Here is a 20500-nt window from a genome sequence, read left to right on the forward strand (position 1 = left end):
TGATATAATATATACATCCAAGGCAATCGCGGTGTATCTATGCCAAGAAAACATATCGATCCACAAAAATTTACTCTTAAGAGGAATGCGCTTAATAAGACCACGGTTAAAGCAGAAAAAACTGCAAAACCAGGTTCCCAATGGTATTACAAACATCCAAATAATGTCCGATCTCCGGAAAATACACTTCCGAACCAGCATGCCTATGAACTGGAGGCCATTGCCAGTGACTTATTCCGTTTTATTCTCGGTCTCTCACGGGCGGCCAAAACACGCGTAGTAAAATCAGACTCTGTCGAGGCTGTCGCATCGCAACACAATCCAGCGGGATACAGAACGGCCAGCCCGAAAGAGTTCGAGGACAACATCATGAACGATCCCGGAATGGTGTGGGCCCTGTCTGTGCTCAATGAAGGCGATTTGAATCCTGCTAATTTTGGCGTTAATGACAACAACGAAACGGCACATATTGATTTTGATTTAAGCCTGCAACGCTTAAAGGCCAAAATGTATGGAGCTACAATAGGTAGTATACACGGTTCAATGAATACAATACCCAGTGATTTGTTAGCCGCTTTGCTCCCCATATTGGAAAGGGATGAAAAGGACCTACAATCAGAACCAACAAAGATAGAAACCCGGAAAAAACTCTTTCCCATCTTGCTCAAAAGCCTTCTGCTCACTCCAGATGTCCTGGATACTATTAGCGCCCGTCATACCGAGCTCCCCTTATTACGAGAGGGCTTAAAAACCTTCATGTCTGAGCAACTGGATCCTGTGGATGCGCTTCTAGGCTCAAAAGCCCTTGCTGAATACCTCATCAATACCGATTTTCAGCAACTCGAACCTGAGCTTAGGCAGTTTTTTAAATTTGAACAATTGAATGCGCGCGAAGCAGACAGATTATTGGCAGCCATTGAGGATCGCTTTATCAGCGTAAAACTTTTATCCTTTGATAAAAACCCGGAATTGCTAAACCGCTTTGTAGAAACGCCCAGAAGTGAGGAAGCTCAGGCAAAACTCCTGAAAAATATGAGACTGCTGGCAGCTACTCATTCACTTGAAAATATACCAGCCGTATTGCATCGACTGGGTAAGGACCATTACACACTTAGTGATTTTAATGATGCCAAAACACTGGAAAGCTACCTGCCGAAAATACGGCAGGGCGATGCCACTCAGTGCAGACAAGTCCTCGGTGAACTGTACCGGGAAACGCAGGCACCTGATTTTACAGGCGACAACCAAACGTCTGTTCTAATCAAAAAAAATTTGCTGGGCCATCAACTGGAATCCAATGATTTCAGGGCAATCAAGGTAACACACTATACGGTAGACACCTTTGCAGACGACCCGGATTTATTGAAGAAGTATTTAACCCAATATCATCAGAACGATTATGAGCAGTACAGCGTCATTCTCAAACAATTATACGAACAGGCGCAGCAAAGCAATATTCCAAAAGACTCTTCCCAGTATCGTCTGCTCAGTAAATTGCAGCAGCTGGATGAGTACAAGCAACAGCGAAAAGGACAAGCAGAATACAAGCATTATCACGGGTACTTTTTCGGCTATTCCAAAACCGAAAAGCTGGCGGCTGTAAAAGGAGGAGAGGAGCAGCTGCTTGGCATTACTGCCGTTCTTGATAAAAAACAGGAGCAAGCCTTAAATCAGGGTGAGTTAAAAAGCAGATGGAATGGCCCATCCTGAGTAGACAGGCGCCTGACAATTTCACATCGATTTCGTTTCCACGCAGGTGGTAATAAGTCAAACCCCCTATCCCTACATTCCCCGCTTTATGCGGGGGATCCAGTTAATCTACAATATTTGCCTAACTTAAAGGCAGTGACTTCTGGATCCCCCGAACAAGTCGGGGGACGGAGAGCTTGGATTGGGCCGAAAGCCTTGGTTAGGGAGTAGAGGCTGGGCTGGGATATAGGAGCTTAGATCGGGACGTGGCTCCTACGTTCCCAGCTTTATGCGGGGAATCCATTAGGTCGGGAATGTAGAGCCTAGCCTGATGTTTAACCCTCCATCAGCTTATGCGGCAAACTTTCCAGACGACCAGCCTGAGTAACCACAACGTAGTCGAGTTTGCGTTGTAATTCGCTGATGCTATCAGCACCTGCATAGGTTAAACCGGAACGTAAACCGCCGATAATGTCAGCAATGGTGGCATCCTGTGTATCACGATATTGCACTTCAGTCGCCACGCCTTCCGCTGTCTTCCATTCATTCATTTGTCCGTGGAAATCTTCCTGAGCTTCACGCGAAGCCATGCCGCGATAGCGCTTAACCTTGCGTCCATCTTCTTTGGTAATGACTTCTCCGGGGGTGGGCTCAGAACCCGCCAGCATACCGCCGATCATTACAAAATCAGCGCCAAAGGCGAGCGCTTTTACGATATCTCCGGAGGTTCTAATCCCGCCGTCCGCGACAATGGAACGATCGGTGCGTGCACAATCCTGAATACAGGTTAACATCGGAATACCGAAGCCGGTTTTAATCCGCGTGCTGCATACCGAGCCGCCGCCCACTCCGGCTTTAATGATATCAGCACCGCAAGAAGCCAGATAATCAGCGCCGGCATAAGTAGCCACATTTCCTGCCATAATACAGCGATCACCGACAATTCTGCGAAGCTCCTTAAGCATCTTGCCTACATATTTGGCATGACCGTGCGCCACATCCACGCAGAAATAATCAGCACCCGCATCACGCAGCGCCTCAGCTCGTTGCAATTCTGCATCAGAACACCCCACCGAAACGAACACGGGTCCAAGACATCGCTTGAACTCGCTGATATTCTCCTCGATACTTAAAAAGCGATGCAAAGCGCCCATGCCGCCTTTGCTGTGCATGAAATTGGCCATCTTGCTTTCTGTGATCGTGTCCATGTTGGAGCTAATCACCGGCAATTGCAGCTTAAGCTTACCCAGTCTGTCTTGCATGCTGATATCAACGACACGCCGTGATTCATGGTGATTGTAAGCAGGCACCAATAAGACGTCGTCAAATGTAATGGCTTGAGTGTGCATTGTTTATCCTTTGTAAAACGCGTACTATAAATGGTCTGCAGCATAATGTGCAAGCCTTGATCGCTCTCCACGCGTTAAAGTCATATGCGCACTGTGTTGCCAATGCTTAAATCGATCCACCGCAAAGGTCAGTCCTGAAGTTCTTTCTGTTAAATAAGGCGTATCAATCTGCTTGATATCTCCAAGGCAAATGATCTTGCTTCCCGGACCTGCGCGAGTTACCAGGGTTTTAATCTGTTTAGCGGTCAGATTCTGCGCTTCATCGATAATGATATAGCGGTTTAGGAAGGTGCGGCCGCGCATGAAGTTCAGGGAGCGGATTTTGATTTTATTCTGCAGTAAATCCTGGGTGGCGCCCCGCCCGAAACTTCCCCCTTCCTGCGAACTGTGAAGCACCTCAAGATTATCCATTAGCGCCCCCATCCAGGGGGTCATTTTTTCTTCTTCAGTGCCGGGTAAAAATCCAATATCCTCACCCACTGGAATGGTGATGCGAGTCATCAGAATTTCATTATAACGATTCTGATCCAATACCTGCGTCAGGCCGGCAGCGATAGTCAGCAGCGTCTTACCGGTACCTGCAGAACCTTGCAGAGTGACGAAATCAATATCCTGATCCAGCAAGAGATTTAAAGCGAAATTCTGCTCGCGATTACGCGCATTAATTCCCCAGACCCCATGTTTGGCCTGCGTATAGTCTCTGGCAACCTGAACCACCGCATGCTCAGGGGTTAGTTGCTTAACAATACCCTGGAATTGATTATCGCGGGTACTGATGCAGTCATTATAATACCAGTGCTTAATCAGCGGACCGCTGATTTTATAATATGATCGTCCCCCTTCCTGCCAGGCATTCATATCTTTGCCATGTGCATCCCAAAAGTCATTTTCCAGAATATGGAGACCGCTATGTAAAAGATTAACATCATCAACTACCAGATCATTGTAATAATCTTCCGCTAAAATCCCGAGAATTCCGGCTTTTATACGCAGGTTGATATCTTTTGAAATAATTATCACCTGGCGTGGGGCAAACTGCTTCTGCAGGCCCAATGCCGTCGCAAGAATAGTGTTATCCGCTTTGTGTCCGGGGAGGGAAATCGGCCTCACCCCTTCAAATTCATGGGTTTGAAAAAACAGACGGCCGCTGCCTTTATGATCATGATTATTGAGAACGCCATTTAACGGCAAACCGGCCACCACCTCCTGATGAGTGGCATGCGCCATTAACTCTACCAGCATACGGTTTACCTGACGCACGTTCCGCGCCACTTCCGACAAACCGGTTTTGTGACTGTCGAGCTCTTCGAGAACAACCATAGGTAAGTAAATATCGTGTTCGTCAAAACGATAAATAGCAGTGGGATCATGCATCAGGATATTGGTGTCGAGTACAAATAACTTTTTAGTATCCATAAGACCGCCTTATCATAGTAGTCATCAACACAACTCACTCCCTGCATAGATCATGCCTGAAGTGCTTTCAACTCATCCAGAACTTCCTTCACGTGATTGTCCACGCTCACCTTGCGCCATTCCTTGCGTAAAACCCCTTCAGGATCAATCAGGAATGTACTGCGCTCAATCCCTCTGACCTGTTTGCCGTACATCATTTTCATTTTAATGACATCAAATAAATTACAAATGGCCTCATCCTGATCGCTGATTAGTTCAAACGGCAATTCCTGCTTGCATTTGAATTTATCATGCGAGCTTAAGCTGTCGCGGGAAATTCCCAGAATTTCAGCATTCAGATGTTTAAATTTGGAATGGGCGTCGCGAAAATTCTGGCTCTCCAGAGTGCAGCCTGGCGTCGCGTCTTTTGGATAAAAATAAAGCACAAGCCATTTGCCGCGATAATCACTAAGTTTCTGCTCAAGATCATTTGTGGCAACAAATTGAAAATCCTTAACCAGTTCACCTGTTTTCATAGTAATTCCCTGATTTAAAGTTAATATCCTAGTACAATTCGCAAGAAATAACCTCTCTTTTTATTAATCTGCATACTATAAATCACGTACTCAGAGTATAATTCCAACATTTGGTAATCCGAAGAATTCATTATGTCAAACGACAACTCTAAAAACTCAAGCATTGCGCTTAATAAAAAAGCACGCTTTGATTATTTCATTGAAAATGAATACGAGGCGGGAATCGTTCTGCAGGGATGGGAAGTCAAAAGCCTGCGGGCAGGAAAAATTAATTTGTCTGATGCGCATGTGATTGTAAAATATGGCGAAGCCTTTTTACTGGGCGCCCAGATTCAACCCTTGCCCACTGCCGCCGCTCATTTACAGCCAGATCCCACTCGCACCCGTAAATTACTATTAAACCGCCAGGAGCTTAATCAACTCATCGGCAGCGTCGAGCGCCAGGGATATACGTTAATCCCCTTGTCTCTGTATTGGAAAAAAAATCGCGTCAAAATGAAGCTGGCTTTGGCAAAAGGTAAAAAAACACATGACAAGCGGGATAGTATCAAAGAACGTGACTGGCAGCGTGAGCGCGCGAGGCTGATGAAGAAGCGTTGATGATTTGGTTTGGACCAAGATGCAATTCTGCACGCGAAATTTACCCCCAATTTCTTTTAAAGACAGGATATATTTGACAATAAATCATTGAGAGTTCTAATCTAAATGGATGAGGGCTGGTGCTACTGTCATTCCCGCGCGGGGGCGTTGTTGCGTGAATAGAACCAGGCAATTAACCTGTCGTCTTTGCGAACGAAGTGGAGCAATGCAGATCGGAATTTGAACAAAGTAAGAGCTGGATTGCTTCGCTAACGCCCGCAAAGACAGTTTTTTGCGTACCTATCTTTATTCACGCAACAACTGCGCGGGCATGAAAGTTTAATGCTTAACTTATGGACGTGATCAGCAGCCCATGCTACACCCCTGTTCTTTAAGCAAGAGCAGGTTTTACCGACTCTAAGGAGAGAGCTATGCCAAACTGCACCAGGATGTGCCGGTTTTTGTTCGTTATTATGCTGTGGCTGCCTTTTGGCCTTTCTGCTGCACCAGCAGTTAAAGCAATGGTAATTTTTGGCGACAGTTTGTCTGACACAGGCAACACAACCCACCTGCTCAAAGCATTGCGGCAAGATGAGCATCCCGCCTTTCTGGTTAAACCACTCAAAGTGTTTGTAATAAACAAAATGACTGAATTTGCCAATGATTACTATGTGCCGCAGATGGTGCTGGATTCTGGTATCGAGTTGGTCACTCATTTTTTTGATGAGGATTTGGCCCCTTTATTAGCCAATTTAATCGGTAAAGTCAGACAGGTCCCTGTATTGCCGGGTGATCCCTACTGGCAGCATCATTTCTCCAATGGCCGTATCTGGAGTGAATACCTGGCGCCGATGCTTAATGTTGATCGCGAGGATTTGCGCGTTTTCGATGATCAGGCATTTGGCGGCAGTTGGGCGGTGAGCTATGATTATCAGCTTACCGTGTGGAATTTAATCCGTCATCCAATCAATACGCTTAAAACATTGGTGGTCGGAAAATTAATTCCCCCAAGTCTTGGATTGACAATTCAATCCTATCTGCTGGTCCATGAACGCCTGGACAGCCAGACCATTTATTTTGTGTTCAGCGGCGCTAATGACTATGTAAACGTTTTAAAATTCGAAGATAATTATAATCCGGCGGTGATGAACAGCTATATTGACAATGTGCTGGACGGCCTGGGTTCCGGGGTAAAAAAACTGGTCAGCGCAGGAGCCACCCATATCGTGGTCATTGGCTTGCCTGAAATTGGTCATATTCCCAAATTCAACCGTACCTATGACCGCCCTGTTCTTAATAACGCTATTCAGCAGCATAATGAACGCCTGGCTCTTCGAGTTGAAGAATGGCGGCTGATCATGCCTCAGGCGGACTTTCTCTTCATCCCCGTTCAGTCTTATTTTGAAAAAGCCTTAAACAATCCGGAACAGTTTGGCTTAAACAATACCATGGATGCCTGCATTGATATTAAACTGCCAATGTTCCATACGCTTGCCGGTTCACCATTCGCAGGAAACTACGTTCTTGAGTATTTGCAGGTTCTTCACTATCGCGACAGTAATTTTGCGGCAGGTGATAAAAATTATCATGTCTGCGATAATCCGGACGCCTATTTATTCTGGGACGAATTGCATCCTACAACCCGTGTTCACCGCTATCTCGCCTATGAAATTTGCGAGGCAATGAAAGAGCATGGTTACCGAACTCAATGCCAGACCCCCACAAATCTCTAGATTGTGGGAGTTTTTGTGGCATAATTTCAGGTTCTTTACAATGAATAAAAAGCCAGGTCTTGTTATATAGGCAATAATTAAAATATGAAGGAGCCATTATTATGTGTGGAATCATCGGAGCAATCTCCCAACGAGATGTGAGTCGTATTTTGCTGGAGGGTTTGCGCCGTCTGGAATATCGTGGATATGATTCAGCAGGTATTGCAGTTATCGATTCGCATAGCCGTCTGAAACGCGTTCGCATGCAAGGCAAGGTTCAGGCATTGGCAGACGCCATGCAGGAAACCGCCATTGCCGGTACGACAGGAATTGCACACACTCGCTGGGCAACTCACGGAAAACCCTGCGAACTTAATGCGCACCCTCATTTATCACATAATGAAATCGCCATAGTCCACAACGGTATCATTGAAAACCATGAGGCACTCCGCGAAGATCTAAAGACTAAAGGCTATCAATTTACCTCAGAGACCGATACAGAAGTCGCCGCTCATTTAGTTCATCACTATTATCAGCAGCATGAAAACCTTTTGCGTGCTGTTCAGGAAGCAGGCTCTGCCATGCATGGCGCTTTTGCAATTGGAGTGATCCATCAGCAACGTCCTCATGAGCTCATCGCACTACGCAAGGGAAGCCCGCTTGTGATTGGCATAGGAATCGATGAGATGTTCATTGCCTCAGATCCGCTGGCCTTGCGCTCGTTCGCGCAATCGGTGATTTATCTGGAGGAAGGCGATAGCGCCCGGCTGCATAAAGGACAGATAGAGCTGTTCAATGGACAGCTAAAGCCCGTTAAACGCCCCCATCATCCGCTTGAAGATGATGGCCAGTCTGCCTGCAAAGGTCCCTATCGCCATTTTATGCTGAAAGAAATTTACGAACAAACCAAGGTTTTGACCGATACGCTGGAGGGCCGTATTCAAAGCATCGATATACTCAAAGCCAGTTTTGGGGACCGTGCGAATCACATTTTTCCGCAAGTCAGGCAAATTCACATTGTCGCCTGCGGCACCAGCTACCATGCCGGATTAGTCGCCCGCTATTGGCTGGAGTCTCTAACAGGCATTCCCACTCAGGTAGAAATTGCCAGCGAATATCGATACCGCGATGTGGTTGTTGAAAAAAACACCCTATTTATCACTGTTTCTCAGTCCGGTGAAACAGCCGATACGCTGGCCGCTCTTTACAAGGCAAAAAACTCAAACTATCTGGCCACATTGTCCATTTGCAATATTGCCACCAGCACTCTGGTCAGAGAGTCTGATTGTGTTTTCCTGACCCGCGCCGGTTTAGAGATTGGCGTGGCATCCACCAAGGCATTTACTACGCAATTGGCCTCCTTTTTAATGCTGGCCGCTGCATTATGTAAAGACGAGAGAACGAATACAGTATTGCAGCAGTTACAGGAATTGCCCACATGCTGTGAGCGCGCTTTGCAAATGAGTAATGAAATTGAGAGCTTATCGGCATTATTCGTTTCAAAATCCCACACCCTGTTTCTGGGAAGAGGAACGCAATATCCCGTCGCTCTGGAAGGCGCACTCAAATTGAAAGAGATCTCCTACATTCATGCGGAGGCCTATCCCGCCGGTGAGCTTAAACATGGTCCTCTGGCGCTGGTTGACAAAAATATGCCAGTCATTGCCGTCGCTCCCAATGATGAATTACTTGATAAATTGAAGTCCAATCTTCACGAAGTCAGTGCACGTGGCGGCCAGCTGATTGTTTTTGCGGACGACTCTCACAAATGGCAGCCTAATGGAGCCAGACTCATTCCTGTTCCCGCCTGCGGATCATGGATAGCACCGATTGTTTATACCATTCCCTTGCAGTTACTTGCCTACTATGTAGCCGTAGCAAAAGGCACGGATGTGGATCAGCCGCGCAATTTGGCCAAGTCAGTAACGGTCGAGTGAGCCTATAATTAATAATTGAAAAGCGGTATTGATCATAAATATTTATTGATTGAATTCATCTGGCCTGAGCGTTTACGATCGGGCTATGTAAAAAGATAAATCAATGAGTACTCCCAAATACCTGCTTATTGTATATAATCACCGCTGAAAATATCGCAAATTAAATACTGATAAGTATATAATGCTGGCGATTTAACAGTTTTGTATTACGGGGATGTGAATGTCACAAAAAATGCTGTCGGCTGCAACCATCATTGCACAGGAATTGAAAGTGAATGTTTCTCAGGTAGAAACCAGCATTCGCTTATTGGATGAGGGCGCCACTGTTCCTTTTATTTCCCGCTATCGTAAAGAAGTAACGGGCGGACTTGATGACAACCAATTGCGGCACCTGGAATCGCGCCTCTATTATCTGCGTGAAATGGATGAACGCCGTAATGTCATTCTTCAGTCGATTAAAGAGCAGGAAAAATTAACACCAGAGCTTGAAGCCAGCATTCTTGCCGCTGACACCAAAACAAGGCTTGAGGATTTATATCTGCCGTACCGCCCCAAACGCCGCACCAAAGCACAGATTGCCCGTGAAGCAGGACTTGAACCGCTGGCCACATCGCTGTTGGCAGATCCTAACTTATCTCCCGAGCAGGAAGCGCTCAAATTCATTAATGTTGAAGCAGGCATTGAAGATGAAAAAGCAGCACTGGAAGGTGCACGACAGATCCTCATGGAGCAATTTGCCGAAAATGCCGAACTGATTAACGAGCTGCGCGAGTATTTATGGCAGCATGCTGTTTTAAAATCAACAGGCAGTGCCGCCAGCAGCGACAAGAAAAATAATGCCAGCAAATTCTCGGATTATTTTGCCTATGAAGAACCACTAAGAAAAATTCCTTCTCACCGTGCCTTGGCATTATTCCGCGGGCGCCGCGAAAGCGTCTTACAATTATCGCTTCAGCTCAATGAAAATGAGAATTACGGTGAAGAGCATGTTGCCCGCTATTTCGGTATTGTTGATCAAAAACGTGCGGCCGATGCCTGGCTTCAGGAAACAGTCCGCATGACCTGGAAAATTAAATTATTCACCAAGCTTGAGCTCGAATTGCTGGCCCGTTTACGAGAAGCAGCGGATGAAGAAGCTATCCAGGTGTTCGCCAGAAATTTACGCGGCTTATTGCTCGGTGCCCCAGCCGGACAAAAAGTTACCATAGGCCTTGATCCCGGCATCCGCACTGGCGTGAAGGTGGTAGTAGTCGATATCACCGGAAAACTGCTGGACTACACTACGATTTTTCCTTTTGCACCACATAATGAATGGCATCAGTCCATCGCTGAGCTGGCCAAACTGGCAGCCCGCCATAATGTCAATCTACTCAGTATCGGCAACGGAACTGGCTCCAGAGATACCGAGCGCCTGGTTGCTGATCTGATGAAAATGTACCCTGACCTGAAATTGACTAAAATCGTCGTGAATGAAGCAGGTGCCTCTGTCTATTCTGCTTCTGAATTGGCTGCCAATGAGTTTCCTGATTTGGACGTGACATTACGCGGCGCTGTTTCGATTGCCAGACGTCTTCAGGATCCTCTGGCAGAGCTGGTTAAAATTGAGCCGAAGTCAATTGGTGTAGGACAATATCAGCATGATGTAAATCAGACGCGTCTGGCGCGTAGTCTGGACGCTGTGGTGGAAGACTGTGTGAATAGCGTTGGTGTTGATGTCAATACGGCCTCGGTTTCTCTGCTGACTCGTGTTTCGGGCTTAAATGAAACCTTAGCGAAAAATCTGGTGCAGTATCGCGATGAAAATGGTGTATTTAGCAGCCGTGAAGAACTGAAAAAGGTTCCGCGCATGGGAGAGAAAACCTTCCAACAGGCTGCCGGTTTTCTGCGCATTATGAATGGCGCAAATCCACTTGACGCTTCTTCAGTACATCCGGAAGCCTATCCTCTGGTTGAGAAAATACTGGCCAAACATAATATTGAAATCCGACAAATCATTGGAAACCATAAGCTGCTGAACAGCGTAAATGCCGCCGAGTTTGCCGATGAGCAATTTGGTTTACCCACCATTCGTGATGTGCTTCGAGAGCTGGAAAAACCTGGACGCGATCCACGTCCCGAGTTCAAAACCGCCTCTTTCAAAGAGGGTGTGGAAGATATTAGCCAGCTGGAAACAGGTATGATTCTCGAAGGCGTCGTCAGCAATGTGACCAACTTTGGCGCCTTTGTCGACGTCGGTGTTCATCAGGATGGTTTAGTTCATATTTCAGCAATGACTAATCGCTTTATCAGTGATCCGCACACCATTGTAAAAGCCGGCGATATTGTCAAAGTGAAGGTGGTCGAAGTCGATAAAGAAAGACGACGAATTGGCTTAAGCATGATTCTTGATGAGGAAAAGTCAAACATTCCAGCGCGAAAACCCGGTAAGCCCAGCGATTCAGGCAAAAACTCGGTGTCCAAAAAAGTATTAAAAAGCTCCAAGCCAGCCCAGGATAAGAAACAACCTGAAAAGCAGGTTAAGAAAGGCGTGTTTAATACGGCAATGGCCGATGCCCTATCCAAATTGAAACGTGGTTCCTGATATGACTGATACTCCGCGCGGCGAAATTACCATTCAAACATTAGCCATGCCTGCCTCAACTAACGCCAACGGCGATATTTTTGGCGGCTGGATTGTTTCGCAAATGGACCTGGCGGCCGGAGTATTGGCAAAGAAGATATCTCATGGCCGCGCAGTTACCGTGGCGATTAACTCAATGACTTTTCTAAAGCCCGTTCATGTGGGTGATGTAGTCAGCTGTCATGTTGAGTTAATCAAAACAGGTAAAACCTCAATGACCATCGCTGTTGAGGTTTGGGCGGAGCCTGGCGCCGCTGTATCTGGAAAATATAAAGTAACCGAAGGTATATTTGTTTTTGTAGCTATTGACGAACATGGAGCGCCAAGACAGGTACCTGACACCCCATGACTGAAGACTTTACGAAACTAAAACAATGGATTGAGCAGATGGCGGCGTTAATTGAAAATAATGCCGATCCAGAACCCCATTATGTGAATTCTTTTCTGCAGGAACCTCATTTGGCTTCTCAGCTGGTTGATCTGCTCGATCATATGTCTGAAGAGAAACTGGAGGAGACACGCTCCTATTATTCAGCCTGCATTTATGCATTGGATATTTGTGTCGCTCAACTCCAGTCTGCACTGGAAAGCGGCAGTAAATCGGCGATTAAAATTCTTGATCAGCTGATGTCGCATCTTGCTCGTACGATCAGAACCGGCTCGCACACCCTGAGTTTCTGGTTGCCTATTTTGAATGCCTTTTACGACGTGCATGCCGAACTGTCAGACGAATTACGCGACGCCTATCTGGAGCTGGCAGGGCAGGAAGAAGAGATTAGTCCCGAAGAAGAGGTTAATCATCTTAAAGCCATCCAGGATATGATCAATGAATTATCAGAGCTCAGTATTTTCGATATCGCCGAAAACTTTTTTGCCCAAAGTTATGCCATGCCGGTGGAGTTCTTTGCCGATTTAGTTTTTGATCTCTACAGCATTCCTGAAGGTCAGGATATTGCCCTACTCATGTTGCTTCACCCCAAACACTTTGTTCGGGAAATAGTAATCGCAGCCCATGAGGAAATTGTTAGCGGCGTGACTTTCAGCTCTGCATCGCTGACCCGTTTGCAGGCTATCAAGAATTGGTATCCTGCAGAATATCATGAGCAGTTTAATCGCTGGATTAAAATCCAGCGGAAAAAAGGAGTCATTCTGCAGCCTCCCCCTCACGGAGAGATCAAGCGAATCAAGGCCAGTGAAGTCGATGGAAGCGGCGCTCAGGGGGTATTTATTCATGTAAAGCTGGGGCGAAACAACCGACTTTGCGGCTTGCTATTCAAAGATGAAATAGGAATAAAGGATGTCTGGGTCACCCCAATAATGACCACTGCAGAAATTAATCGTTATTATGAAGAGGCCTTTGACGATAGTGTGACCTTGCGTGTGGTCGACCTTGATTTCTACCGTGTGATTTGTGAGCATTTTCTGGCGATGACGCTAGCCAAAAACGAGGTTCCTGACTTGCATTTTCTTGAAATGCAGGAACTGCTTGGAGTGCATTTCACGCCACAGGCAATCGATATTGCAGCCTTAATAGAGGATCTCTCGGTTCAAATTCATCCATTTACTCCTGAAATTGTGGATATGTCTTTCAAGCGTTCAAAAAGCTGGTTGAAAAATAAATCATTCACCGAGTCCTGGTATATCGAGAACGCTCATGTGGATAAGCTGGTCAACCGATGCAGCAGTTTTGTCGAAGGGATTAAAGTGTGTTCTATCGATGAAGCAACCGAAGAAGTGTTTTCAGAGGAGTTTGAAGCCCGTCGAGAGAAATGGCTCTTTCATTTTTTATGGATTGCACTGTGGTTAAAAGCCTCCAGCCGAACCAATGAAAAACTGTGGCAAGACAGTTTTTTCATTGCACACGCCATCTTCAATGGCACTCCGCTCAAAGATATTCCGGTAATGCAGGAAATTGTCCGCCAGACAATCTATAACAGTATCGAAACAATGAACGAACGCCGCACGCATCTGAACCAGGAATAATACTCATTTGACCAATTTTCTACTATCCGGCAAAAGAAATACAAATTGCGTCATTGTTTTGTAAATGAAAAGGGTATGCAAGAGGCTGTCTTTGCGAGCGTAAGCGAAGCAACCAACTCATAACCCTGCTCAAAGTTTGATCTGGATTGCTTCACTTTGTTCGCAAAGACTACATATTAGCGCGGAAATGACATATAGCAATATAAGCTTCTCCCCGTAAACATTACGGGGCGTAGTCAATACGGGAACAAAAAATAATTGAAAGTGAATATCATGAACTCATCATTTATTTGCGATGAGGTCAATCATGAAAATCGTTTTATTAACTGGCGCACCCGGCAGCGGTAAAAGTACTCAGGGCAAAGCCTTAATGGCATTGAACAGCCAGTTTAAGCATTTGTCTCTGGGCGAAGTGGTTCGTCGTTCTCTGGATAATCCTGAACATCCGATCACAAAAAAATACAAATCTTTGATAAGTGAGGGAAATTTATTGCCAGATCAAGTTATTAAACAGATCCTGGCTGAAGAATTAGGCGCAATTAGTAACCAGGACAGCGTGATTTTACTCGATGGCTATCCACGCACCGAAGCACAATACCAGGACTTCATTGAAGGATGGGGGCAGCCTGCAGCTTTAATTCATCTGGATATCGACCAGGAGTCACTTGAAGGACGTCTGGCTGTTCGTGAGGATTCTCGCTGTGATGATAATCAGGATGCAATTCAAAGACGTTTGAATTTTTACCAGCAAGCGACTCTGCCCTTGATCAATCAGATCAAGGAAAATCTAGGAAAAAAAGCAATCAGTGTCCACCGTGCAGAAGCCATCCGACCCACCAGCCTTTTTATTTATGCGAACTTGCAGCGAATCGATGAAGTTCATGAGGTCTTGCAAAAGGCCAATGAAGTTCCAGTACAACAACCCGTTATTGACAGCGAAATTACGCCTGTCGGCTTAAGTTCTGTTATATCGCAACTGTGGAAAACCGGCATTGAGTACAAATCAATCAAGTCCTTGCAGGAAAATTATAAGGCACAGAATCTATCCTTTTCCCTGTTTAATAAAAAAATGGTATATCTTGAAACCGCAGCAGAAGTAAGAAAAGTACTGGAGTCTAAGAGCCATTTAGGTCATGTGTACCGGCATTTCTCACAGGCTGCCGGCTTGAAATACTAGTTTGTCGCCACTGATTCTGGCGATAACCGTCATTTTGTCGATCAACAACAGCAGGTGAATGTATGGAAATTAATCCATAGTGCTTTCGGACAAACGATTAAGAGCGATCGCCAACGCATTGAACGTTTAATCGATGAGCATCTGGATCGCAACTTTTTCGCCACAAAAACCTTTGAACTGGATACGGCATTCGATACATTTTTCAGCAGCTTCTGGTCAGAATATCTATTTGGAAATCATGTATCTTTAGATGCTTATCAGCACACACGCCATCAGATACTGTCGGCAATGAAACAATGCTTTTATAGCAATTATTACAAGAGCCTCGATCCAAGCGGCTTAACGTCCTGGCTCTATGAGCTCCCCGTTAATAAAGAACTGCAAGACGCTAAAAAAGCGATTCAGGAATACATCGGCAAAGCAACAAGTCAGTCGATGGTCAAACGCTTTGAGACGGACTTGAATTATTTCAATGAGAAAGAGCAGCTGGGTCTGGATGCGAAAACAATCGCGGCAATTGTTTCATATTGTGTTTTTGATCTGATTTTTGAGCCTGATTTTCTTGAGAATGTCATGTATGAGGGGCTTGCTATAGCTGTAAAAGAACATACTGATCTTCGCGTTCCATCAGCGCGCGCCCGAATTTATGAACAGGGACTCGATAAAGGCTACCTCTTTCCCATCCGCTCCCGGATTCTGGATGAAGATATTCAATTGGCTGACGGTACCAGCCTCTCCGCCGGCACAATGGTCTGTCTGAACCTCAAGCAAGCAGGCATTTATCATTCGGCAGGCCCAAGACGTTGTGTGGGTCAGGCTTATACGCATTATTTTAAAGAACATTTTTTCAACCGAATTGAGGCCGTTGACTTTAAAGTAAAGGAAGTCACAGAACCTGCGGACAGGCAAATCGGAAACGAAAATGTACCTGTTTCACCAGAGCGGTATCTGGTGAGCTGGAAGTTAAGACGCGATGAAGCCATGCGCAATATGTCTCATCACGCCTACAAGGGAAACCGCTTTTTTGATGTATTAAAGTTACATGAAAATGCTGGTTTAAATAACCATATGGTTAAACAGATGACATTGAAAATTCAGCGCTATATAGAGAAGAACAATCTGCCATGGAAAGATGTAGTCATTGCTACCGCTGAGGTGCGCGGGATTCCCATTGCCTCTCAGATCGCAGGTCAATTGCAACTGCCTCTTTACACTATTCGCAAAAAAGGGGGATATAAGATGCCTGATGAGGCAGTGCAACGCGAAAATATACAAAAAGGCTATGGCGATCCGGATGTACTAGAGCTTCCCACTGATAAGATTAAGTCTCTGGCAGGTAAAACGGTTATTTTTCTGGATGATGGTGTCGCGAGCGGCGAAAGCGCCGAAGCTTGCATCAAACTACTGGAAAAGCCTGTTTCCGAAGGCAAGAAGCCTGCAGTAGTTAAAATGTTAATGGCATTGTTACAGCACGATTATGTACAAACAAGCAAATTATCCCGGCTCCCTCTGGTAAAAACCTTGTTTGATTGCCGTTCCAAGGCAGCGCTGGTAACTGAAACGCATCAGGCCTCAGAACAGACTGGGTTAATTATGCGATAATCCCGGACTTACATCATTCCTGCATTAGGCGGGAATGATGAGTAAGGCAGTGCGAAATAGAGAGCTCTTTTGCCGCATCTCTGTCTGAGCAAGAATATTAATGTAACCAGAAAAGATTAACCCAGACATACAAAGCAATCATGCCAATAACGGGAATTATCAGGAAGGCAAGAAATACATGGGTTTGTATACGGTTTTCGGCACTTGCCCGATAGAATTTTCTGAGCTTTTTTAAAAGAGCCATGTTTATACCTCGTTTTATTAAAGAGAATTGCAGCCTCAAGTGAAGGCTTGCAGTTATTTCTCTCATAGTCTTCAGTATAACATCCTCTGCTTAAATAAGGGGTTTCTTTCCATAAAACTCCAGAAAAGCACGTACTTTTGGCAATTCATAATCATAGGGTTGGTAAAACAGATAAATTTTATAAGTTCTGAACTCTAGCTTGGGCAATATTTGAATTAACTCGCCACTGTCCAGTTCATTTATTACTAACAAATCACCCGTCAGAAACAGGCCATGCCCATCTTTACAAGCTTGATTAAGCGCATCGAATTCATTCATCAATAAGACCGGACGATTAATTGAAATAAAACTCCCATCAGCCAAAGGGAGCTGATGATTTGGCTGTCTGAGCGTATGAGAAATAAAATGAGCATTGGCAAGATCTCCTTTGCTGGCAGGCAAACCATAGCGCTGTACATAACTGGGTGCGGCGCAGAGAATGTTCTTAACGGTGGATACGTAACGTGCTTTTAAGTTATTGGTATAAGGAGGAATTTCAGGAAAACCCATCATTATATCTGCTTTGGCATCTGCCAAATCGCCATCTTCTTCGGTCAAAATGAGTTCCAGTTCAATTTTTGGAAAACGCTCTCTGAAATCCTTCAAATGAGCAAACAGCCATTTTCTGGCCAGAATTGTTGAAACTAAAACCCGCAAAACGCCCTGAGGCTCCGCTCGTCTGTTTTCAATAAACTGATCCAGCTTGTTCATTTCATTTTCAATGACCCGGCATCTCTGGTATAGCCTTTCCCCCATTTCAGTTAACATAACTCGGCGAGTACTGCGCTTGAAAAGCTGGACCCCGATTTGCTCCTCCAAGGATTTAATTTGCTTGCTTAGTGCGGTAGGAGTAACGTGCAGCAGAGCTGCTGCACTGGCGAAATGCAGTGTTTCCGCCGCTTTAATAAAGCACTGCAGCGACTGATTAATCCTCATGATGGGCCCTCGATATTATGAACTTCAGGTTCATAAATTATGGAAAACAAATCGTTTTATAAAGAGTATACCATCAATTTATAATGTACATAGATAACACAGGAGTTAAAAAAATGAGCTATCAATTTCATCATGTGGGTATTCCAACTACTGAGGTTCGGCCCGGCGAGCGATACAGTGCCCCATTTAAAATGTACACATCGGGCGGAGAGGCTCCAACACGTATTCAGTACCATCGCTTTGAAGAAGGTTGTCCTTTGCATCCACTGCTGCAGAGCAAACCTCATGTTGCATTCAAAGTCGATAGCATTGATGAGGCAATACGCGGGAAAAATGTCATCCTGGGACCTTACTTTCCTTTCGAGGGGTTTAGAGTAGCGGCGATTGAAGAAAACGGCTGGCCTATCGAATTTATTGAAACCACCTTGTCCGAAGAAGAAATTTGGAGTGGCAGCGCTTATAAAAATTCGGTAATTTATCCTGAAGGAGAATAAACAGCCAATGCATTAAAACTGCATTCTGTGGATAAGTTTGTTCATAAAATTAGTAAAGCATACGAATTATGTATTAACTAATGAACAAGCTATTGATTTTAAATTAATTTTTATTGTGCAGGCAAAATGCCCATCCTGTGGATAAGTTTGTTAATACTTTGCTGATTGTTTTAATAAACGGGAACTTATCATGATGCTTCTCTGGCAGAATCGCCAGGCTGCGTCATGGCGAGTTGGATCAGCTGGGTAATTGTCGGATTAATAAGGAAAATTATGGCCGCTACAGAAGACAGAGTGTTTGATGATCTCTTTGTACAAATTTCCAAAAACTATCGTAATTTGTTAAAGACTAATCTTGCAGTATATTTAAACGAGTTTCCTGATTTTCCTGAGCTTCTTGATTTGCTAAAGAAAAAAGGGTTTTTTAAGGAGAAGGAAGCTATTCCTTATACAGCCGCTGACTTTATCAAATCATTAAATTTAAGTGAGCAGCAATTGCAGGCCACACCGGTCGAGTTGCTGACTTCTCCTTCACCTATTCTTGATGAAGCAAAAGAATATTCTTTCCCTGCCGAATTGAGCGATCTTCATCCGAGCTTAAATTGTTATGCAGAAGTCATTACCGATGTTCTGCAAAATAAACTGGCCCAAAATCCTTATGAAAACCCCGGGGCCCAGGAAAATGTCACCGAGCAGGAACATGCGCTTGAAGCGGGGAAGCTGAGTTTGATATTACTGAACCGATTAGAGTATGTCCTGGGCCTGCTGTTTCATGACATAGCGCGTCCCTCTATAAGTGACCCTGAGCATGGCCATTCCAGGCATTGTCAGGAAGGAAGTGATATTCTGGCTCCCCTGGGCTTAAGTCTGGACTATGCAGGTCATCATGCCTTCGCCAAATATTTACTTTATTTGTGCTGCCCTTCTTACAAACAGTTGCTTAGCAATACTTCCAAATCCACTTTAAAAATTCAGGAACAAGGGCTTTCGGCAGAAATTGAGGATTTAAACAGTATGGAAATGCCAAGCCTCGCTAAAACATTTTACATGCTAATGTTTATGAGATTAATCGATGATGAGAGTAAAGTTTCTATCATTGACGTAAAAAGGCAGTTGCGGGGCCAACCGCTCGATTTTTTTGATGCAGAAACAATTCAAACCCTGGTTTGCAGGCAACTTGCAAGGCATCTGCAGGAGCGGCTGGCTAAAGGCGAAGTCGTTAAGGAAGTTAGAGACTCGATGGAATTGAAACTTAACAAAGCTTTTACGCTACTATTACGTGCCAGAGACGCAAGCAATGCTCCCTATTTGTATGAAAAATATCAGTCTGTTTTAGCTGACATAAAATCCACTAGCCTGTCTGCTCAAGAGCAGATGACAATTTAGTGATAGTCTTTGCGAGCATTAGCGAAGCAATCCAGATCCTACTCTATTCAGGTTTCGATCTGGATTGATTCACTTCGTTCGCAAAGACGATATTAGTGGTTTGATCCTGTTTATGTACCAAGCCAGCCCACAATGACTGTTAACCAGGCAGATCATTCAGCAGGCTTCTAGTGCTGAGATCTGCTCGGCATAGTACCATAGTGTTTATGAATCGCAGTCATCCAGCTTGGATTAGACATATCTGGCCAGTGATCTTTATCGAATCCCGGAGACTTCTTCAAGGTTTCTTTATCGACACTGATAACAAAGCAATCCTGAGCGGGATCATAGGAGAAAATACTCCAGGGCATCGCAAAAAGCTTATCCCCCATTCCCAGGAAACCACCAAAAGACAATACTACATAGGCCACTTGTCCCTGATATTTATCGAGCATTAAAGCCTCGATTTTTCCCAGACTGTCTCCTTCACGATTCTTTACATCCACACCGATCACATTGTCGGCATTTACAATTTGTCTGCTCATAACTACTCTCCCTTTGGCAAATTAAATCCCGGATCAATCAACCGTTGCTTTTGCTTACTGGAGGATTTACTAAATGTTACATAATGAGGTGAGCAAAAGCGAAGGAACCAAATGTTTTATTACCATCCATACGATTGCAGTTTCCGGACCTTCCTTGTCTTTTGATAAAAAAAGCTTAACACTTAAATTTTAGACCAATTACCGTTAAGTGCCAAATAAAGGAAACTGAGCATAACACTAACCTTAACGGCCACTCCTTTTGCGAAAGCAGAGGAGTTGGCAGTTTCACAATAACCTG

The 20500-nt window shown here is 44.9% G+C and carries 17 protein-coding genes; 11 read left to right on the forward strand and 6 right to left on the reverse strand.

What is annotated here, in order from left to right; all coding sequences use genetic code 11:
• Positions 1-39 precede the first annotated feature (39 nt).
• A complete protein-coding gene (locus DYH61_RS14175) occupies positions 40-1710 on the forward strand; it encodes a hypothetical protein (RefSeq protein WP_058507071.1) in 1671 nt (556 codons plus the stop codon).
• A 314-nt stretch (positions 1711-2024) separates the two neighbouring features.
• On the opposite strand, the gene DYH61_RS14180 is transcribed toward DYH61_RS14175, so the two are convergent.
• From DYH61_RS14180 to DYH61_RS14190, 3 genes are read right to left on the reverse strand one after another with little or no spacing between them, the layout of a single operon-like run.
• Entirely contained in the window at positions 2025-3038 is a 1014-nt protein-coding gene (locus tag DYH61_RS14180) for a guanosine monophosphate reductase (RefSeq protein WP_058507070.1), read from the reverse strand.
• 24 nt (positions 3039-3062) lie between these two features.
• Entirely contained in the window at positions 3063-4454 is a 1392-nt protein-coding gene (locus DYH61_RS14185) for a PhoH family protein (protein ID WP_058507069.1), read from the reverse strand.
• Positions 4455-4504: 50 nt separating this feature from the next.
• Positions 4505-4969, reverse strand: coding sequence for a peroxiredoxin (locus DYH61_RS14190; RefSeq protein WP_058507068.1), 465 nt, complete (start codon positions 4967-4969; stop codon positions 4505-4507).
• Between the two features lie 132 nt (positions 4970-5101).
• Here DYH61_RS14190 and smpB point away from each other — a divergent pair, with 132 nt between their 5' ends.
• The 8 genes from smpB to DYH61_RS14230 all read left to right on the forward strand — a co-directional run bounded on the left by smpB (position 5102) and on the right by DYH61_RS14230 (position 16579).
• A complete protein-coding gene (gene smpB, locus DYH61_RS14195) occupies positions 5102-5569 on the forward strand; it encodes an SsrA-binding protein SmpB (RefSeq protein WP_058507067.1) in 468 nt (155 codons plus the stop codon).
• A gap of 410 nt (positions 5570-5979) precedes the next feature.
• Positions 5980-7281 carry a lysophospholipase/glycerophospholipid:cholesterol acyltransferase PlaC gene (gene plaC / locus DYH61_RS14200; protein WP_058507066.1) on the forward strand — a complete coding sequence of 434 codons (1302 nt, stop codon included), beginning with the start codon at positions 5980-5982 and terminating at the stop codon, positions 7279-7281.
• 101 nt (positions 7282-7382) lie between these two features.
• On the forward strand, positions 7383-9197 hold the full coding sequence (gene glmS, locus DYH61_RS14205; RefSeq protein WP_058507065.1) for a glutamine--fructose-6-phosphate transaminase (isomerizing): 1815 nt from the start codon (positions 7383-7385) through the stop codon (positions 9195-9197).
• A 220-nt stretch (positions 9198-9417) separates the two neighbouring features.
• Positions 9418-11778 carry a Tex family protein gene (locus DYH61_RS14210; protein ID WP_058507064.1) on the forward strand — a complete coding sequence of 787 codons (2361 nt, stop codon included), beginning with the start codon at positions 9418-9420 and terminating at the stop codon, positions 11776-11778.
• Position 11779: 1 nt separating this feature from the next.
• Positions 11780-12166, forward strand: a complete 387-nt coding sequence (yciA, locus tag DYH61_RS14215; protein ID WP_058507063.1) for an acyl-CoA thioester hydrolase YciA — start codon at positions 11780-11782, stop codon at positions 12164-12166.
• Positions 12163-13800 (forward strand): hypothetical protein, encoded by a 1638-nt coding sequence (locus DYH61_RS14220; RefSeq protein ID WP_058507062.1) that lies wholly within the window; start codon positions 12163-12165, stop codon positions 13798-13800. Before yciA ends, DYH61_RS14220 begins: the two co-directional genes overlap by 4 nt.
• A 307-nt stretch (positions 13801-14107) precedes the next feature.
• Entirely contained in the window at positions 14108-14977 is an 870-nt protein-coding gene (locus DYH61_RS14225) for an adenylate kinase family protein (RefSeq protein ID WP_058507061.1), read from the forward strand.
• Between the two features lie 54 nt (positions 14978-15031).
• The gene (locus tag DYH61_RS14230; RefSeq protein ID WP_058507060.1) at positions 15032-16579 is read left to right on the forward strand and encodes a phosphoribosyltransferase family protein; all 1548 of its coding nucleotides are present in this window, start codon (positions 15032-15034) and stop codon (positions 16577-16579) included.
• A 97-nt stretch (positions 16580-16676) separates the two neighbouring features.
• Here the strand turns inward: DYH61_RS14230 and DYH61_RS15715 are convergent, their stop codons facing one another.
• Both DYH61_RS15715 and DYH61_RS14235 read right to left on the reverse strand, forming a co-directional pair.
• Positions 16677-16823: a hypothetical protein gene (locus tag DYH61_RS15715; RefSeq protein WP_164480534.1), complete on the reverse strand. Its 147-nt coding sequence runs from the start codon at positions 16821-16823 to the stop codon at positions 16677-16679.
• Positions 16824-16913: 90 nt separating this feature from the next.
• On the reverse strand, positions 16914-17798 hold the full coding sequence (locus DYH61_RS14235; protein WP_058507059.1) for a LysR family transcriptional regulator: 885 nt from the start codon (positions 17796-17798) through the stop codon (positions 16914-16916).
• A 113-nt stretch (positions 17799-17911) separates the two neighbouring features.
• Here DYH61_RS14235 and DYH61_RS14240 point away from each other — a divergent pair, with 113 nt between their 5' ends.
• Positions 17912-18292, forward strand: coding sequence for a helicase (locus DYH61_RS14240; protein ID WP_083499179.1), 381 nt, complete (start codon positions 17912-17914; stop codon positions 18290-18292).
• Positions 18293-18565: 273 nt separating this feature from the next.
• Positions 18566-19678, forward strand: coding sequence for a hypothetical protein (locus tag DYH61_RS14245; RefSeq protein ID WP_133129089.1), 1113 nt, complete (start codon positions 18566-18568; stop codon positions 19676-19678).
• Positions 19679-19845: 167 nt separating this feature from the next.
• Here DYH61_RS14245 and DYH61_RS14250 read toward each other — a convergent pair whose 3' ends face one another.
• Entirely contained in the window at positions 19846-20202 is a 357-nt protein-coding gene (locus tag DYH61_RS14250; RefSeq protein ID WP_058507056.1) for a PRC-barrel domain-containing protein, read from the reverse strand.
• Positions 20203-20500 lie beyond the last annotated feature (298 nt).

Origin of the sequence: Legionella quinlivanii (assembly GCF_900461555.1) — a bacterium.
Taxonomy (GTDB): Bacteria; Pseudomonadota; Gammaproteobacteria; order Legionellales; family Legionellaceae; genus Legionella_C; species Legionella_C quinlivanii.

What these genes read in the sequence shown, in the direction of transcription:
- DYH61_RS14175 (WP_058507071.1), top strand. Translation starts at nt 40, where the DNA reads ATGCCAAGAAAACATATCGATCCACAAAAATTTACTCTTAAGAGGAAT.
- DYH61_RS14180 (WP_058507070.1), bottom strand. Translation starts at nt 3,038, where the DNA reads ATGCACACTCAAGCCATTACATTTGACGACGTCTTATTGGTGCCTGCT.
- DYH61_RS14185 (WP_058507069.1), bottom strand. Translation starts at nt 4,454, where the DNA reads ATGGATACTAAAAAGTTATTTGTACTCGACACCAATATCCTGATGCAT.
- DYH61_RS14190 (WP_058507068.1), bottom strand. Translation starts at nt 4,969, where the DNA reads ATGAAAACAGGTGAACTGGTTAAGGATTTTCAATTTGTTGCCACAAAT.
- smpB (WP_058507067.1), top strand. Translation starts at nt 5,102, where the DNA reads ATGTCAAACGACAACTCTAAAAACTCAAGCATTGCGCTTAATAAAAAA.
- plaC (WP_058507066.1), top strand. Translation starts at nt 5,980, where the DNA reads ATGCCAAACTGCACCAGGATGTGCCGGTTTTTGTTCGTTATTATGCTG.
- glmS (WP_058507065.1), top strand. Translation starts at nt 7,383, where the DNA reads ATGTGTGGAATCATCGGAGCAATCTCCCAACGAGATGTGAGTCGTATT.
- DYH61_RS14210 (WP_058507064.1), top strand. Translation starts at nt 9,418, where the DNA reads ATGTCACAAAAAATGCTGTCGGCTGCAACCATCATTGCACAGGAATTG.
- yciA (WP_058507063.1), top strand. Translation starts at nt 11,780, where the DNA reads ATGACTGATACTCCGCGCGGCGAAATTACCATTCAAACATTAGCCATG.
- DYH61_RS14220 (WP_058507062.1), top strand. Translation starts at nt 12,163, where the DNA reads ATGACTGAAGACTTTACGAAACTAAAACAATGGATTGAGCAGATGGCG.
- DYH61_RS14225 (WP_058507061.1), top strand. Translation starts at nt 14,108, where the DNA reads ATGAAAATCGTTTTATTAACTGGCGCACCCGGCAGCGGTAAAAGTACT.
- DYH61_RS15715 (WP_164480534.1), bottom strand. Translation starts at nt 16,823, where the DNA reads ATGGCTCTTTTAAAAAAGCTCAGAAAATTCTATCGGGCAAGTGCCGAA.
- DYH61_RS14235 (WP_058507059.1), bottom strand. Translation starts at nt 17,798, where the DNA reads ATGAGGATTAATCAGTCGCTGCAGTGCTTTATTAAAGCGGCGGAAACA.
- DYH61_RS14240 (WP_083499179.1), top strand. Translation starts at nt 17,912, where the DNA reads ATGAGCTATCAATTTCATCATGTGGGTATTCCAACTACTGAGGTTCGG.
- DYH61_RS14245 (WP_133129089.1), top strand. Translation starts at nt 18,566, where the DNA reads ATGGCCGCTACAGAAGACAGAGTGTTTGATGATCTCTTTGTACAAATT.
- DYH61_RS14250 (WP_058507056.1), bottom strand. Translation starts at nt 20,202, where the DNA reads ATGAGCAGACAAATTGTAAATGCCGACAATGTGATCGGTGTGGATGTA.